Genomic DNA, 16434 nt, shown 5'->3' on the forward strand with positions numbered 1-16434 from the left:
ACGGATCCGACGAACGAGGGGCACGGCCACATCGGCCGTGCCCCTCGTTCGCGTACCGGGCGGCCGACCGTGAAGTTTTTCTACGGTTAAGCCGCGAGGTATTGAAACTTCTGTTCACCGTCGGGTTGACTGTCGTCCATGCGAACCCGCAGTCGACCCGCCCATCTCGCCGGCGTCCTGCTGCTGACGCCGTTGCTGACACTCACCGCGCCGGTGCCGTCCGCCGCCACGGCCGCGCCGTCGGCTGTCGCGCCGTCGGCCGCCACCGCCACCTCCGCCGAGGACGCGCCACGCGCCTCGTCCCGTCCCGACTCCGCCGTCGCGCTCGCCGGTCTGGAACCGGCCGGCGGCCTGGAGACCGCCAAGACCACCCGGCCGGTCGCGCCCGGCCTCGACCTGACCTCCTTCGACAGGTACGACGCGGCCGGCTGGCTGCGCGCCGACGCCCTCACCGCCGACCTGGCCGGCGGGCTGACAGTGGACTACGTGAACTCCGGCGAGGTCACGAAGGACGAGCCGCTGCGCGCCGCGGTGGACCGGTCCCGTGCCGTCGCGGCGGTGAACGGCGACTTCTTCGACATCAACAACTCCGGAGCCGCCCAGGGCGTCGGCGTCCGCTCCGGCGAGCTGGTGCAGTCGCCCGTGGCCGGGCACCCCAACGCGGTCGGGATCAGCGCCCAGGGCATCGGCCGGGTCGTCGAGGTCGGCTTCGAGGGCACCGCGACGCTGCCCGCCGGGCCGGTGCCGCTCACCCAGTTCAACAACATCGTGCAGCGCGACGGCGTGGGCGTGTTCACGCCGCTCTGGGGGTCGTACACCCGCAAGCGGGCCGTGGAGGGCGCGGCCCGGACGGTCGAGGTGACGGTGACCGGCGGCCGGGTGGCGAGCGTCGCCACCACGGCGGGCGAGGGGCCGATCCCGGCCGGCAGCACCGTGCTGCTCGGCCGCGAGGCCGGCGTCGACGCGCTCGCCGCGCTGCGTCCCGGTGACGCGGTGGACCTGACCTGGCGGCCGCGGGCCTCCGACGGCGGCGACCTGCGCGCCGCCGTCGGCGGCGGCAACGTGCTGGTCCGCGACGGCGTGGTGCAGAGCATCGCCGACGAGTCGCTGGCGCCGCGTACGGCTGTCGGCTTCTCCGCCGACGGCCGGAAGATGATCATGCTGACGGTGGACGGGCGGCAGGTGGACAGCCGGGGCGTCACCCAGACCGAGATGGGCCGCATGATGGCCGAGCTGGGCGCCGCGAACGCGCTCAACCTCGACGGCGGCGGCTCCTCCACGCTGCTGGCCCGGGAGCCCGGCGCGGCCACGGTCCAGGTGGAGAACAGCCCGTCCGACGGCAGCGAGCGGCCGGTGCCGAACGGGCTCGCCGTCTACGCCCCGAAGGGCAGCGGCCGGCTCACCGGCTACTGGCTGGAGACCGCCAGCGACCCGACCGCCGCACCCGGCGTCGCGCCGGTGCGCGGCGGCCGGCCGGACCGGGTCTTCCCCGGCCTCACCCGCCGGCTCACCGCCGCCGGATACGACGAGACGTACGGCCCGGCGGCAGGCGAGCCGCGCTGGCACGCCACCCACGGCCGGGTGGACGGCGACGGCGTGTTCCGGGCCGCCGTCCCCGGCCGCAGCACTGTCACGGCCGCACGCGGCCGGGCCCGGGGGACGATCGAGCTGACAGTGCTCGGCCCGCTGGCGCGCATCGACGGGACCGTCGACCGGGTCGGCCTGGACCGGGCCGGCGACAGCGGCCTGTTCGGCGTGGTCGGCTACGACGCCGAGGGCAACACCGCGCCGATCGAGCCCGCCGACCTGAAGCTGGAGTACGACAGCGAGCTGCTCTCCGTCACCCCCACCGCCGACGGCAACCTCTCCGTCAAGGCGCTCGCCGCGACCGGCTCGGCGCTGGTCACCGCGCGGGTCGGCAACCGCAGCACGGTCCTGCCGGTGACCGTCGGGCTGACCGACGTGCCGGTGGCCGGGTTCGATGACGCCGCGTCCTGGAAGTTCAGCCAGGCCCGCGCCTCCGGGGCGGTCGCCCCGGCCGAGGGGCACACCGGCGGCGGGCTGCGGATGTCGTACGACTTCAGCCAGTCCACCGGCACCCGGGCCGCGTACGCCGACCCGCCCGCCTGGATCGACGTCCCCGGCCAGCCGCAGGCGTTCGGTATGTGGATCAAGGCCAACGGCACCGGCGAGTGGCCCAGCCTGCACCTGCACGACGCGCAGGACACCCAGTTCGTGCTGCGCGGCCCGTACCTGGACTGGACCGGCTGGAAGTACGTCGAGTTCGCCGTACCGCCGGGCGTGCAGTACCCGGTGCGGGTGCGCCGGTTCTACGTGGCCGAGACCGACCCGGCCAAGCAGTACCGCAGCGAGGTGGTGATCGACGACCTGGTGGCGCGGGTGCCGCCGGACGTGCAGGCGCCGCCGGAGCCGAACCGCACCGACCGGGTGGTGGTGCGCGACGGCACCGTGGATGGGGCGCCCTGGCGCTTCGCGGTGCTCTCCGACGCCCAGTTCGTCGCCGCGAACCCGGACAGCGACCTGGTCGCCCAGGCCCGCCGTACGCTGCGCGAGGTCCGCGCCGCCCGGCCGGACTTCCTGATCATCAACGGCGACTTCGTGGACACCGCCTACCCGGCGGACTTCGCACTGGCCAAGCGCATCCTCGACGAGGAACTGGGCGGCGAGGTGCCCTACCACTACGTGCCGGGCAACCACGAGATCATGGGCGCGCCGATCGACAACTTCCGCAGCGTCTTCGGGGACACCTCGCGCGTCTTCGACCACCGGGGCACGCGGTTCCTCACGCTGAGCACGGCCACCGGGTCGCTGCGCGGAGGCGGGTTCGACCAGGTGGAACTGCTGCGCCGTACGCTCGACCAGGCCGCCGCCGACCGCTCGGTGGGCTCGGTGGCGGTGTTCTTCCACCACCCGCCGCGCGACCCGAGCCCGGCCAAGGCCAGTCAGCTCGGCGACCGCAAGGAGGCGGCACTGGTCGAGCAGTGGCTGGCCGACTTCCAGCACCGCACCGGCAAGGGCGCGCTGATGGTCAACGGCCACGTCGGCACGTTCCACGCCGACCGGGTGGACGGCGTGCCGTACGTGATCAACGGCAACTCGGGCAAGGACCCGTCCACCCCGGCGGCGCTCGGCGGGTTCACCGGCTGGACCGAGTTCGGCGTGGACCCGGTGACGCCGGGGGAGGCCGAGCGGGCCCGCCGTGACCCGCTCGCCGAGGGACCGCAATGGGTTGCGGCGGAGATGCACGCCCACGTCGACCGGCTCGCGGTGACCGCGCCGGCCGAGGTGCGCCGGGGAGCGCCGGTGGACGTCACCGCCACGCTCACCCAGCCCAGCGGCCGGCAGGTGCCGGTGGCAGCGCCGGTCAGCGCCGACTGGTCCGGCTCGCCGAACCTGCACATCGGCGGCGCGGCGGGCGTACGCCCCTGGCACGCCGCCCGCTTCGACCCGGCCACCGGCACGCTCACCGCCCTGCGCCCCGGCGCTCAGGTGCAGCTGACGGTGACGGTGAACGGAGTGAAGGCCGAGACCCAGGTGACCACCGTCGCCACGGTCCGGACCCCCGCGGCCTGACCCCCCAGGGGCCGGGGCTCCTCGACCTGGGGGAGGAGCCCCGGCCCACCCACCCCACCCACCCCACGTCTCGATCTTGTCGATCATGAAGTTGGCCGGGACAAAAGCCACAGGAAACACCGTCAACTTCATGATCGACGGGGTGAGGCCGGCCCGAGGGCTGGGCGGTGGGGGAGTGGGTGGGGCGGGGGTGGGAATGCTGACGGGTGGGCCGGCGTTGGAGGTGGCGGACCTCCTGTGCCGGGTGGCAGACGCCCGTGGCAGACTGGTCAATCGGCCACCGGTTCCGGTTCACGCCCGAGCCCGTCCTGACGACGGGGAGCACCGACGGCGACCCGGCGACCACCGACGAAAGGACCGAGGCGACATGAAGCCCAACATCCACCCGGAGTACCAGACCACCGAGGTCCGCTGCTCCTGTGGCAACTCTTTCACGACCCGCAGCACCGCCAAGGGCGGCGCCATCAGCGTCGAGACCTGCAGCGCCTGCCACCCGTTCTACACCGGTAAGCAGCGCGTGCTGGACACCGCCGGCCGGGTCGCGAAGTTCCAGCAGAAGTACGCCAAGGTTCAGGCCAAGAAGGCCAAGTAGCTCCGTCGACGACGCCCGTGTCCGGCTCCTGCCGGGCACGGGCGTTCGTCCGTTTGCGCCGGTTTCATCCCCAAGGAGCATCCGCAGCATGAGCAGTGAGCGCCTGGCCGCCCTCCTCGACGAGTACGCCGAGCTGGAGCGGCGGCTGGCCGACCCGGCCATCCACGCCGACCAGGGCACCGCCCGGCGGGTCGGCCGTCGGTATGCCGAACTGGTCCCGCTGCACAAGGCAGCCGGCGAGCTGGAGCAGGCCCGGGCCGACCTGGTCGCCGCCCGCGAGCTGGCCGCCGAGGACGCGACGTTCGCCGCCGAGGCGGACACCATCGCCGCCTCCCTGCCGGCGCTCGAGGAACGGCTCGCGGAACTGCTCATCCCGCGCGACCCGCACGACGCCAAGGACGTGATCGTCGAGATCAAGGCAGGCGAGGGCGGCGAGGAGTCGGCGCTGTTCGCCGGTGACCTGCTGCGGATGTACACCAGGTACGCCGAGCGGCACGGCTGGGTCACCGAGGTGATCGACGCGCAGGACTCCGACCTCGGCGGCGTCAAGGACGTCTCGCTGGCGATCAAGAGCAAGGGCGTCCCGGAGGGCGGCAACGGCGTCTGGTCCCGGCTCAAGTGGGAGGGCGGCGTGCACCGGGTGCAGCGCGTCCCGGTCACCGAGTCGCAGGGCCGGATCCACACCAGCGCCGCCGGGGTGCTGGTGCTGCCGGAGGCGGAGGACGTCGACGTCACCATCGACCCGAACGAGCTGCGCATCGACGTGTTCCGCTCGTCCGGCCCCGGTGGTCAGTCGGTGAACACGACCGACTCGGCGGTACGGATCACCCACGTGCCGACCGGCATCGTGGTCTCCTGCCAGAACGAGAAGTCGCAGCTGCAGAACCGGGAGCAGGCCATGCGTATCCTGCGCGCCCGGCTGCTGGCCGCGGCCCAGGAGCAGGCGGACGCGGCGGCGTCGGACGCCCGCAAGGCGCAGGTCCGCACCGTGGACCGGTCCGAGCGGATCCGCACCTACAACTTCCCGCAGAACCGGATCACCGACCACCGCATCGGCTACACCGCGTACAACCTGGACCTGGCGCTGGCCGGCGAGCTGGACGGGGTGCTCGACGCGCTGGCCGAGGCGGACCGCGCGGCGCGGCTGGCCGGCGAGACCGAGCTGTCCCGCCGCTGACCTGGCGCGGCCTGCGCGAAGGCCGCCGCGCCGCCCGTGCGGACCCCGCGAAGGCGACCTTCGGGGTACGGCCTCAGCTCGCCCGCAACCGCGCCTTGGCGCGCAGCATCTCCCGGTCGGCCAGCTCGAACGCGGTGCCGAGCGCTTCCCGGACGCTCACAGTGGTGCTGCCGTCGACCTCGGCGAAACCGATCGTCACCCCGACCGGCGTGCCCGGCACGAGGGACTCCCAGTCCTCGGTGCGGACGGCCGCCTCGATCCGGCGGGCCACCTCGACGGCCTCCGGCATGACGGTGTCGGGAAGCACCACGACGAACTCGTCGCCGCCGTAGCGGGCCACGAAGTCGCCCCGCCGCATCACCCGGTTGATCACCCCGGCCACCCGTTGCAGCACCAGATCCCCGGAGTGGTGGCCGTGGCGGGTGTTCACCGCCTTGAACCCGTCGAGGTCGCAGACGCCGATCACCACCCGCTCGCCCCGGGACACCACAGCGCCCAGGTAGCGCTCCAGCCGGCGCCGGTTGGGCAGGCCGGTGAGCGGGTCGGTGAGCGCCTCGCCCTCGTACCGGGCCGCCTCGCGGCGCATCTCCTCGTGGTCGATCCGGGCGGCGATGCCGTCGATGTAGACGTCCCGCAGCCGGTCGCTGCGCCGTGCCGCGAGCCGGAACGCGTGCCTGTCGGCCCGGTGCGCGCCGGCGTGGTCACCGGCCCGGGCCAGCGCGACGCTGCGCAGCCGGGGCGCCTCGGCCGCGCCGAGCGTCTCGTCGGAGACCTGGAGCGAGTCCAGCCGGGTGACCGCCTCGATCGGGCGGCCGGCGGCCACCGCGAGGCAGACCTGACCGAGCTGGCGCAGGTCGCGGGCGCGGGCGCTGTCGCCGCCGTGGCCGAGCAGCCGGTTCGGGTCGGCGTCCCCGGCGGACTCCACCCGGTCGCCGAGCGCGGCCCGGCGGGCGGCGGCGTAGCCGTACGCGGCCAGGCTGCTCGGGCGCAGGTTGCCGGCGCCCCCGCCACGCAGGAACCGGGCCAGGTCACCGGCGACGTCGCGCAGCACCCGCAGGCAGCCGTCGCTGTCGCCGTTGTGGTCGAGCGCGACCGCGTTGCGCAGCCGGATCCCCGGGGCGGCGAACGTCTCCTCCGGGATGCCGGCGCTCAGTCCCACCTCGCGGGCGCGCTCGATCGCGCCGAGCGCGTGGCCGTGGAAGCTCAGGTACGAGTACGCCATCGCCAGGTCGTGCCAGCCCCAGGCGGTGTCCCGGTCGGGGGTGTCGTCGGCGCCGAGCGCACGGGCGGCCCGGACCAGGTGCATCACGCACCGGTCCAGCGCGCCCTGGTGGTGGGCGGCGAGCGCGGCCAGCGCGTTGAGGTGCCCGTGCAGGTAGGGCTCGGTCAGGTCGCGTACGGCGGCGGAGGCGTCCTCGACGGCCCGGGTGAACTCGGCGGTGCGGCCGAGATTGATCAGCGCGGACAGGCGTTGCACCAGGGCGTCCGCGCGCGCGTACGGGTCGTCGGTGGTGCGGATGACGCGGTCGAGCAGGGCGCACGCCTCCGCGGACCGGCTGGCCTCCTGCAGTGACCGAGCGCGGCGGAGAGCGTCAACCTGGTCCTCGACCTGGTCGAGCCAGCCCACTCGCGACCTCCCTGCGGTGTGCGCCCGGACGCACCCGCTCGTGAGGTGGGCCGCGACGCCTCATGATTATTGCGTGACCGCACTCCCGCAACACCCGTCCGAAGGGACAGAACGCGAACGCCCCTCGCTGGTGATCAACCGGGTGGCGCGCGCGCTCGCGGCGGCCGGCGTCGAGGCGCCCCGCGCCGAGGCCGAGCAGCTCGCCGCGTACGTCCTGGAAGTGCCGCGTGGCCGGCTGGCGCTCGCCGACGGGTTCACCCCGGCGCAGCGCGACCGCCTGGACGCGCTCGTCGGGCGGCGGCTGACGCGCGAGCCGTTGCAGCACCTGCTCGGCTCGGCCGGTTTCCGGCACCTGGAGCTGGCCGTCGGGCCGGGCGTCTTCGTGCCCCGGCCGGAGACCGAACTGCTGGCCGGCTGGGGGATCGAGCGGGCCCGGGAGTGCGCCGCGCCGCTCGTGGTCGACCTGTGCAGCGGCTCCGGCGCGATCGCCCTCGCGGTCGCGCAGGAGGTGCCCGCGGCCCGGGTGGTGGCGGTGGAGCGGTCCCCGGCCGCGCTGGCGTGGCTGCGGCGCAACGCGGCCGGCCGGGCCGCCGCCGGGGACCGGCCGATCGACGTGGTGGCCGCCGACGTGACCGATCCGGACCTGCTGGCCGACCTGGCCGGACAGGTGGACGTGCTGCTCTGCAACCCGCCGTACGTGCCGAGGTCGGTGACGGTGCCGCCGGAGGTGGCCGGGCACGACCCGGACGAGGCGGTGTTCGGCGGCGCGGACGGGCTGGACGTGATCCGGCCGGTGGTCGACCGGGCCGCCGCGCTGCTGCGCCCGGGCGGCGCGATCGGCATCGAGCACGACGACACGCACGCGGCGGCGGTGCCGGCGCTGCTGCGCGGCGACGGCCGCTACGACCGGGTCGCGGAACACCGGGACCTGGCCGGGCGGCCCCGCTGGGCGAGCGCGTCCCGGCGGGCGGACGGCACCCACGCCGACCCGGCCCCGGCGTGGCAGACTGACTCCTCGTGATGCTCTACGACTGTCGGTCGCCCGCCGACCGGGACCGCGGCATCGCCGCTGCCGTCGAGGCGGTCAAGAACGGGGAACTCGTCGTCCTGCCGACCGACACGGTCTACGGCATCGGGGCGGACGCCTTCACCCCGTACGCGGTGAAGGCCCTGGCGGACACGAAGGGTGCGGCCCGGCAGGCGCCCCCGGTGCTCATCGGTTCCCGGCACACGCTCGACGGCCTGGTCTTCTCGCTGCCCGGCGCGGCCCGCGACCTGGTCGAGGCGTTCTGGCCCGGTGCGCTGACCATCGTGGTGGAGCACTCGCCGAGCCTGGCCTGGGACCTGGGCGACAACAGCGGCACGGTGGCGGTGCGGATGCCGCTGCACCCGGTGGCGCTGGAGGTGCTGCGGGAGACCGGGCCGATGGCCGTCGCGTCGGCCAACAAGATCGGCCAGCCCGCCGCGCTCACCGCCGAGGAGGCACGCGAGCAGCTCGGCTACGGCGTCCGGGCGTACCTGGAGGCCGGGCCGGCGGTGGACCCGGTGCCGAGCACCATCGTCGACCTGACCGGCGACGTGCCGCGGGTGCTGCGCGAGGGCGCGGTGACGCTGGCGAAGCTGCGGGAGGTCGTGCCGGACATCCTCGACGAGCGGGGGGTCTGAGTGCCGCCCTTCACCGTCCTGCACGTCTGCATGGGCAACATCTGCCGGTCTCCGATGGCCGAGCGGCTGCTGCTGCTCGCGGTCCGCGAGCGGCTGGCCCGCCTCGACGTCGACCCGGCCGGGTCGGACGCGCTCGTGCACAGCCACAGCGCCGGCACCGGCGGCTGGCACGCGGGCGAGGAGATGAACCCGCCCGCCGCCCGGCAGGTGATCTCGCGTGGCGGTGACACCGAGGGGTTCGCCGCCCGGCGGCTGCGCTCCGACCTGATCGACGCCGCCGACCTGGTGCTCACCGCCACCGCCGATCAGCAGGAGTACGTGGTGGCGCTGCGGCCGGACGCCGCCGCGCGCACGTTCGTCCTCGGCGAGTTCGGCCGCCTGCTCGGCGGGCTGGACCGGTCCGCCCTGCCGCCGGCCGAGCCGACGCCGGACGCCGTGTACGCGCGCGGCGTCGCGCTGGTGGCGGCCGCCGACGCGGCCCGGCAGAACGCCTCCGCGCTGTCCACCGACGATCTGGACGACCCGTGGGGCCGGGGCGACCAGTGCTTCAGCCGGGTCGCGGACGAGATCGAGGAGACGGTGCAGCCGCTGGCTGCCGCACTACTGCCCTGAGATTCATCCTTCCTCGCGAACTTCCTGCGCATTTCGCGGAAGGTGTCGGCAAAAGCGAGCAATCCGGTCATTCTGAACGGGTCCGTACGGCCGGCTCCTGCGGGGAGAGCTGATGAACCGGGCCTATCTCGACAAGCTGTTCACCGTTGTGCTCGCCGGCGTGCTCGCCGGACTGGCCCTGGCCGCCGCCGCGCTGCCGGCCGCACTGGTCTTCGGGCTGGGCGTGAAGAACCTGATGCCGTACACGGTGCTGCCGGAGGCGCTCAAGACGCCGCAGCCGGCGCAGCGCTCCAACCTGTACGCCAACGACGGGCGGACGCTGATCACGTCGTTCTACGTCGAGGACCGGGTGGACGTGCCGGTCGGCGAGGTGGCGCCGGTGATGCGCGACGCGATCGTGGCCGCCGAGGACGTGCGCTTCTACGAGCACCACGGCGTCGACGTGCGCGGCGTGGCACGGGCGTTCACGGCCAACCGTCGCGAGGGCACCCGCCAGGGCGCCTCCACGCTGACCATGCAGTACGTGCGCAACGCGCTGGCCGGTGACCCCCGGCTGACCGAGGAGCAACGCGCCGCCGCCACCGAGATCACCGTCGGGCGCAAGATCCGCGAGATGCGGTACGCGCTGACCCTGGAACGGCAGGTCGGCAAGGACGAGATCCTCGGGCGCTACCTGAACATCGCGTACTTCGGTGCCGGGGCGTACGGCATCGCCGCCGCCAGCAAGCGCTACTTCGCCACCACGCCGGACCGGCTCACGCTGGCCCAGGCCGCGCTGCTCGCCGGGCTGGTCCGCTCCCCGGCCGACGACCCGATCAACGGGGACGCCGACTCGGCGCTGCAACGCCGGGCGTACGTGCTGGACCGGATGGTGGAGACCGGCCGGGTGAGCGCGGCCGACGCCGAGGCGGCGAAGGCCACGGAGCTGGCCCTCAAGCCCAACACCACGCCGAACGACTGCGCCGCCGTGCCCGCCGACCACAACGACTGGGGCTTCTTCTGCGACTGGTTCACCCAGTGGTGGAACGCCCAGCCGGCGTTCGGCGAGAACGTCGACGAGCGGCAGCGGACGTTGCGCCGCGGCGGCTGGAAGATCGTGTCCTCGCTCGACCCGGACGTGCAGGCCAAGGCGAGCGAGCAGGTGCGGGAGATCTACCCGGAGACGATCCAGCGCGCCGCGCCGACCGCCGTGGTGCAACCGGGCACCGGACGGGTGCTGGCCATGGCGGTGAACCGCACCTACGGCACGACCGCCAACCCGGACGGGCAGCAGAACTACCCGAACACGGTCAACCAGCTGGTGGCCGGCGGGGGTGGCATCACCGGCTACCAGGCGGGCTCCACGTTCAAGCTGTTCGCCCTGCTGGCCGCGCTGGAGTCCGGGCTGCCGCTGGACACCGAGTTCGACGCGCCGCGCGTCTACGTGACGCAGTACCCGGTCGGCGCCGGCCCGGCGAGCTGCGGCGGCCGGTGGTGCCCGGCGAACGCCAACACCTACTGGATGGACGGCGACCGGGACATGTGGGACGCGTTCGGCCGGTCGGTGAACACGTACTTCGCGTGGCTGACCGAGCGCGTCGGCGCGGACCGGGTGGTCGAGATGGCCCAGCGGCTGGGCATCGTGTTCCGCGCCCCGGCCGACGCCAAGATGGCCCGCGAGGGTGCCAAGAGCTGGGGGCCGTTCACGCTCGGCGTCTCCGCCACCACGCCGCTGGACCTGGCCGGCGCGTACGCCGCCGTGGCCGCCGAGGGCACCTGGTGCCGGCCCACGCCGGTCACCTCCATCACCGACCCGGCCGGCCGGAAGGTGGCCGCCGGGAACACCGACTGCCGGCAGGTGCTCGACACCGAGGTGGCCCGCGCGGCGGCCGACGCCAGCCGCTGCCCGGTCGGCGACCAGTCGATGTACCGGCGCTGCGACGGCGGCACGGCCGAGGAGCTGGCCCCGGGCCTGCGCCGGCCGGTGGCGGGCAAGACCGGCAGCTCGGAGCGGAACGCCACCGAGACGGTCGTCGCGTTCACCCCGCAGCTGTCGGTGGCGACGATCGCCGCGAACCCGGACGACCCGCGGGACGCGGTCGGCGGCGGCGTGCAGAAACGGCAGATCGCCGCAGTGGGCCGCATCCTCGCGTGGTCGCTGCGCGACGAGCCGGTACGCGACTTCGTCCCGCCCGGCCAGGCGGTCGCCTTCCAGCACACCAGCCCCCGAACCGGCAACTGACCCCGCCCGCCCCGCCGTCCCCGCCCCGCCCCGCGCCGATCTTGCACTTGCTGCCCGGATAGAAAGTGCATAACGGGCGCATCAAGGGCCGCAAGTGCAAGATCGCCGGCGCGGGGCGCGGGGCGCGGGGCGCGGGGCGCGGGGCGCGGGGCGCGGGGCGCGGGGCGCGGCGCGGGGTGGCGCGGGGTGTGGGGCGGGGCGCGGGGGAGGTCAGCCCGGGTGTTCGGCGCCTCGGGCTATGTTGCGGGCCATGCCGCCGAAGACGACGGCGTGGAACGGGGCCACCGAGGCCCAGTAGAGGTGACCGGGCAGCCCGCGCGGGAGGAACACGGCGCGCTGGACGTAGCGGCTGCGCCCGTCCCCGTCCGGCTCGGCGCGCATCTCCAGCCAGGCCCGCCCGGGTAGCCGCATCTCGGCGCGCAACCGCAGCAGCTCGCCCGGGACGATCTCCTCGACCCGCCAGAAGTCCAGCGCCTCGCCGACCTGGAGCCGGTGCGGGTCGCGCCGGCCCCGGCGCAGCCCGACGCCGCCGATCAGCCGGTCCATCCAGCCGCGCACCGACCAGGCGAGCGGGAACGAGTACCAGCCGTTCTCGCCGCCGACGCCCTCGATGACCCGCCACAACGCCGCCGGTGGCGCGTCCACCACCCGTTCCCGCAGGTCGGTGTACGCGGTGCCGCCGGACCAGCGCGGGTCCGACGGCAGCGGCTCGGCGGGGGCGTCCGGCCCGCTCGCGTTCGACCAGCGCGTCTCCACCTGCGCGTCGCGCACCTTGGTCAGCGCCAGCGCGACCGCCTGGTCGAAGCCGGTCAGCCCGTCCGGCGGGTCCGGCACGTACCGGGCGATGTCGTGTTCGTGCGCCACCGCCTCGTGCACCAGGCTCTCCACCAGCGGCCGGGCGATCGCGTTCGGCACCGGCGTGATCAGGCCGACCCAGTGCGAGGAGAGCGACGGGGTGAGCGGGCGCACCGGCAGGATGACCCGGGGCCGCAGCCCGGCCACCCGGGCGTAGCGCTGCATCATCTCGGTGAAGGTCAGCACGTCCGGGCCGCCGATGTCGAAGGCCCGGTTGACGTCGGCCGGCAGGTGCGCGCAGCCGGCCAGGTAGCGCAGCACGTCCCGGACCGCGATCGGCTGGATCCGGTTGCGCACCCAGCGCGGGGTGACCATCGCCGGGAGCCGTTCGGTCAGGTAGCGGAGCATCTCGAACGAGGCCGAACCGGATCCGATGATCACGGCGGCGCGCAGCACCGCAGTGGGCACACCGCTGGCCAGCAGGATCCGCGCGACCTCCGCCCGGGAGCGCAGGTGCGCCGAGGGCAGGCCCTCGCGCTCCGCCGGCTCCGGCCCGCCGAGATACACGATCCGGCGTACGCCCGCGGCGCGCGCCGCCTCGGCGAAGTTCGTCGCCGCCTCCCGGTCGGCCGCCTCGAAACCACGCTGGCCCAGCGAGTGCACCAGGTAGTACGCGACCTCGATGCCCGCGAACACGGCCGGCAGCGTCTCCGGCCGGCGCAGGTCGCCCTCGACGACCTCCGCCTCGGCCGCCCACGGCACGTCCCGCAGCCGCCCGGCGGTGCGGGCCAGGCAGCGTACGGTGTGCCCCTCGGCCAGCAGCCGGGGCGCGAGGCGTCCGCCGATGTAGCCGGTAGCACCGGTGACGAGGCATCTCACGGCCTCCAGTGTGCGGCTCCGTAGACTCCTTCGCTGTGGAGAACGCGAGGGACACCTTCTGGGGACCGGACTTCCAGCAGCTCAGTACCGTCGACCCGGAGATCGCCGAGGTGGTGCTGGGCGAGCTGGACCGGCTGCGCGGCGGCCTGCAGCTGATCGCCAGCGAGAACCTCACCTCGCCGGCGGTGCTGGCCGCGCTGGGCTCCACGCTCACCAACAAGTACGCCGAGGGCTACCCGGGGCGGCGCTACTACGGCGGCTGCGCCGAGGTGGACCGGGCCGAGGAGCTGGCCGTCTCCCGGGCGAAGGAGCTGTTCGGCGCCGAGCACGCGAACGTCCAGCCGCACTCCGGGGCGAGCGCCAACCTGGCCGCGTACGCCGCCCTGGTGCAGCCGGGTGACACGGTGCTGGCCATGGACCTGCCGCACGGCGGGCACCTGACCCACGGCAGCCGGGTGAACTTCTCCGGCAAGTGGTTCCACCCGGTCGGCTACACCGTCCGGCGGGACACCGGGACGATCGACTACGACGAGGTACGCGACCTGGCCCGCGCGCACCGGCCGAAGATGATCATCTGCGGCGCGACCGCGTACCCGCGACTGATCGACTTCGCCCGCTTCCGGGAGATCGCCGACGAGGTCGACGCGTACCTGATGGTGGACGCCGCGCACTTCGTCGGCCTGGTCGCCGGCGGCGCGATCCCGTCCCCGGTGCCGTACGCCGACGTGGTCACCGCGACCACCCACAAGGTGCTGCGCGGCCCGCGCGGCGGCATGATCCTCAGCCGGGAGCCGCTGGCGGCCCGGATCGACAAGGCGGTCTTCCCGTTCACCCAGGGCGGCCCGCTGATGCACGCCGTCGCGGCCAAGGCGGTCGCGTTGCGCGAGGCCGCGCAGCCGGAGTTCCGCACGTACGCCGCGCAGGTGGTCGCCAACGCCCGCGCGCTCGCCGACGGGCTGGCCGCGGAGGGGCTGCCGCCGGTTTCCGGCGGCACCGACACGCACCTGGCCCTGCTCGACCTGCGCGAGACCGGCGTGACCGGCGCCCAGGCCGAGGCCCGCTGCGACGCCGCCGGCATCACGCTCAACAAGAACGCCGTCCCGTACGACCCGCAGCCGCCGGCGGTGGCCTCCGGCATCCGGGTGGGCTCGCCGAGCGTCACCACCCAGGGCATGCGGGAGGGGGAGATGCGCCGGATCGCCACGTTGATCGGACGGGCGGTACGGACGGATCCGGAGTCTCCCGGGGGCGGCGACGAGCTGACCCGGATCGCCGCGGACGTGACCGAGCTGGTCACCGAGTTCCCGGCGTACCCCCGTGGCTGAGCCCGGGACGCGCGCGGCGGAGGAGACCGCGGACCGCGGCTGGCGACTGCGTCATCTGCCCGTGCTGCTGGCCGCGGTGGCGGTGCTCGCCGCTGTCGCGGCGGTGGCGGGCGGGGTGTGGCGCGGCGCGGACGGCGCGCTCGGCGCGGCGGCCGGGGTGGCCGTCACGGCGGCGAGCTACACGCTCACCACTGTGGTCCTGGCCTGGGCGGACTCCAAGGACCCGCAGCTCGTGCTGCCGTTCGGGCTGGGCCTCTACGTCGCCAAGATCACCGCGCTCGGCGGGGTGATGGTGCTGGTCGCCTCGACCGGGTGGCCGGGGCTGATCCCGTTCTGTCTCGGCATCGCCGCGGGCGTCGTCGTGTGGACCGGCGTGCACGTCTGGTGGCTGACCACGGTCCATGCCCGACGGATGCCGCGCTGAGCCGTCCCACCCTTCGGGCGACGCGTGGGTCTGTCCGCGATCGGTCATTCTCTCAGTGGCGGGGGAGGAGTACCGTGCCTCCAGACGACTTCGCCCGCCCGTGTCCCACACAACCAGGTTGTGCGGGGGGTGAGGCACAGCCTCTTCTGCTCGACTGATATCGTTCGCCCCGTCATGGCCGGTGACCAGAAACCCCCCGACACTGGCGGCCCGGGCGACGTTCCGTCCGGTGCCGGTCAGGGTTGGACCGCGCTCTCATACCTCATCGGGGGCATGCTCGTCTGGGGTTTCATCGGCTGGTTGGTCGACCGTTGGCTCGATACCGGCGGCGTCGCCACCGGCATCGGGGTCGTGCTCGGCATGGCCGGGGGCATCATCCTGGTCGTCCGCCGGCTGGGCACGCCTACTTAGGAAGGGACGCGGTGTTCGGACAGGCGAACGTCCTGGCTCAGGGCCAGGCGGAATTCCCACCCAGTGTGGGGGACTTCTACCTGCCCAGCATCCTGCCCTGGGGTGCGGAGAACTCGTACTGGTTCACCAAGATCACGGCGATGGTGTGGATCGCCGTCGGTATCTTGATCATCTTCTTCCTGGCGACGTACCGGAAGCCGCAGCTGGTCCCCACCAAGAAGCAGTGGTTCGCCGAGTCGATCTACGGCTTCGTGCGCAACAACATCGCGGTGGACATGATCGGGCACGCGGGAGTGCGGTTCGCGCCGTACTTCACCACGCTCTTCTGCTTCATCCTGCTGACGAACTTCTTCGCGATCGTGCCGTTCTTCCAGATCTCGCCGAACTCGCACATCGCGTTCCCGGCCATCCTCGCCGTGATCAGCTACGTGATGTTCATCTGGGTCGGCATCCGGCACCACGGCTTCGTGAAGTACGTCAAGGCCTCTCTGGTCCCGCCGGCGCCCTGGTACATCCTGCCGCTGCTGGTCCCGATCGAGTTCTTCTCGACGTTCCTGGTCCGGCCGTTCTCGCTGGCCGTCCGTCTCTTCGCGAACATGTTCGCCGGCCACATGCTCCTGCTGGTCTTCACGCTCGGCGGGTTCGCCATGCTCAGCGCCAACGTCTGGCTGGCACCGGTCTCGGTGCTGTCCTGGGTGATGACGATCGCGCTGACCTTCCTCGAGTTCCTGGTGATCTGTCTGCAGGCGTACGTCTTCACGGTGCTGACCGCCAGCTACGTGCAGGGCGCCCTCGCCGACGAGCACTGATCCGATCTTTCGCACCAACCGTTGTCGTCCCGCGTGACCGTCACGCGTGATAACCAGGAGGAACCAACCAATGGACATCTACGCCGCGGTAGAGGGCAGCACCGCCGCCATCGGCTACGGTCTCGCGGCCATCGGCCCGGGCATCGGCGTGGGCCTGGTCTTCTCGGCCTACATCCAGTCGACCGCCCGTCAGCCGGAGTCGTCCCGGATGACCCTTCCGTACGTCTGGATCGGCTTCGCCGTCATCGAGGCGCTGGCGCTGCTGGGCATCGCCTTCGGCTTCATCTGGGCCGGCTGAACCAG

Annotated in this window: 14 protein-coding genes; 12 read left to right on the forward strand and 2 right to left on the reverse strand. The window is 73.6% G+C overall.

Annotation, left to right across the window (positions count from 1 at the left end):
• Window positions 1-138: 138 nt before the first annotated feature.
• The 3 genes from GA0070562_RS16895 (at window position 139) to prfA (ending at window position 5363) form a co-directional block, all read left to right on the forward strand.
• Complete coding sequence (locus GA0070562_RS16895) at window positions 139-3594, forward strand: phosphodiester glycosidase family protein (protein WP_091422560.1); 3456 nt, start codon at window positions 139-141, stop codon at window positions 3592-3594.
• A gap of 367 nt (window positions 3595-3961) precedes the next feature.
• Window positions 3962-4186, forward strand: a complete 225-nt coding sequence (rpmE, locus tag GA0070562_RS16900; RefSeq protein ID WP_091422563.1) for a 50S ribosomal protein L31 — start codon at window positions 3962-3964, stop codon at window positions 4184-4186.
• Window positions 4187-4274: 88 nt separating this feature from the next.
• Window positions 4275-5363, forward strand: coding sequence for a peptide chain release factor 1 (prfA, locus tag GA0070562_RS16905; protein ID WP_091422567.1), 1089 nt, complete (start codon window positions 4275-4277; stop codon window positions 5361-5363).
• Between the two features lie 73 nt (window positions 5364-5436).
• Here prfA and GA0070562_RS16910 read toward each other — a convergent pair whose 3' ends face one another.
• The gene (locus tag GA0070562_RS16910; protein ID WP_091422570.1) at window positions 5437-6990 is read right to left on the reverse strand and encodes a GGDEF domain-containing protein; all 1554 of its coding nucleotides are present in this window, start codon (window positions 6988-6990) and stop codon (window positions 5437-5439) included.
• Between the two features lie 130 nt (window positions 6991-7120).
• Here GA0070562_RS16910 and prmC point away from each other — a divergent pair, with 130 nt between their 5' ends.
• The 4 genes from prmC (at window position 7121) to GA0070562_RS16930 (ending at window position 11488) form a co-directional block, all read left to right on the forward strand.
• Window positions 7121-8011 carry a peptide chain release factor N(5)-glutamine methyltransferase gene (prmC, locus tag GA0070562_RS16915; protein WP_091422574.1) on the forward strand — a complete coding sequence of 297 codons (891 nt, stop codon included), beginning with the start codon at window positions 7121-7123 and terminating at the stop codon, window positions 8009-8011.
• Window positions 8011-8655 carry an L-threonylcarbamoyladenylate synthase gene (locus GA0070562_RS16920; RefSeq protein WP_091422579.1) on the forward strand — a complete coding sequence of 215 codons (645 nt, stop codon included), beginning with the start codon at window positions 8011-8013 and terminating at the stop codon, window positions 8653-8655. Before prmC ends, GA0070562_RS16920 begins: the two co-directional genes overlap by 1 nt.
• Window positions 8656-9267, forward strand: coding sequence for an arsenate reductase/protein-tyrosine-phosphatase family protein (locus GA0070562_RS16925; protein WP_091422584.1), 612 nt, complete (start codon window positions 8656-8658; stop codon window positions 9265-9267).
• 112 nt (window positions 9268-9379) lie between these two features.
• Window positions 9380-11488, forward strand: coding sequence for a transglycosylase domain-containing protein (locus GA0070562_RS16930; RefSeq protein WP_091422587.1), 2109 nt, complete (start codon window positions 9380-9382; stop codon window positions 11486-11488).
• A 210-nt stretch (window positions 11489-11698) separates the two neighbouring features.
• Here GA0070562_RS16930 and GA0070562_RS16935 read toward each other — a convergent pair whose 3' ends face one another.
• Complete coding sequence (locus GA0070562_RS16935; protein WP_091422589.1) at window positions 11699-13162, reverse strand: SDR family oxidoreductase; 1464 nt, start codon at window positions 13160-13162, stop codon at window positions 11699-11701.
• Between the two features lie 35 nt (window positions 13163-13197).
• Between GA0070562_RS16935 and GA0070562_RS16940 the strand changes: the two genes are divergently transcribed.
• The 5 genes from GA0070562_RS16940 (at window position 13198) to GA0070562_RS16960 (ending at window position 16429) form a co-directional block, all read left to right on the forward strand.
• Window positions 13198-14487 (forward strand): serine hydroxymethyltransferase, encoded by a 1290-nt coding sequence (locus GA0070562_RS16940; protein ID WP_175438771.1) that lies wholly within the window; start codon window positions 13198-13200, stop codon window positions 14485-14487.
• A complete protein-coding gene (locus GA0070562_RS16945; protein ID WP_091422593.1) occupies window positions 14480-14911 on the forward strand; it encodes a hypothetical protein in 432 nt (143 codons plus the stop codon). Before GA0070562_RS16940 ends, GA0070562_RS16945 begins: the two co-directional genes overlap by 8 nt.
• 174 nt (window positions 14912-15085) lie before the next feature.
• On the forward strand, window positions 15086-15322 hold the full coding sequence (locus tag GA0070562_RS16950; RefSeq protein ID WP_091423295.1) for an AtpZ/AtpI family protein: 237 nt from the start codon (window positions 15086-15088) through the stop codon (window positions 15320-15322).
• Between the two features lie 11 nt (window positions 15323-15333).
• Window positions 15334-16131, forward strand: coding sequence for a F0F1 ATP synthase subunit A (gene atpB, locus GA0070562_RS16955; protein WP_091422597.1), 798 nt, complete (start codon window positions 15334-15336; stop codon window positions 16129-16131).
• 70 nt (window positions 16132-16201) lie between these two features.
• Entirely contained in the window at window positions 16202-16429 is a 228-nt protein-coding gene (locus tag GA0070562_RS16960) for an ATP synthase F0 subunit C (protein ID WP_091422600.1), read from the forward strand.
• Window positions 16430-16434: the final 5 nt, after the last annotated feature.

It is taken from the genome of Micromonospora tulbaghiae (genome assembly GCF_900091605.1).
Taxonomy (GTDB): domain Bacteria; phylum Actinomycetota; class Actinomycetes; order Mycobacteriales; family Micromonosporaceae; genus Micromonospora; species Micromonospora tulbaghiae.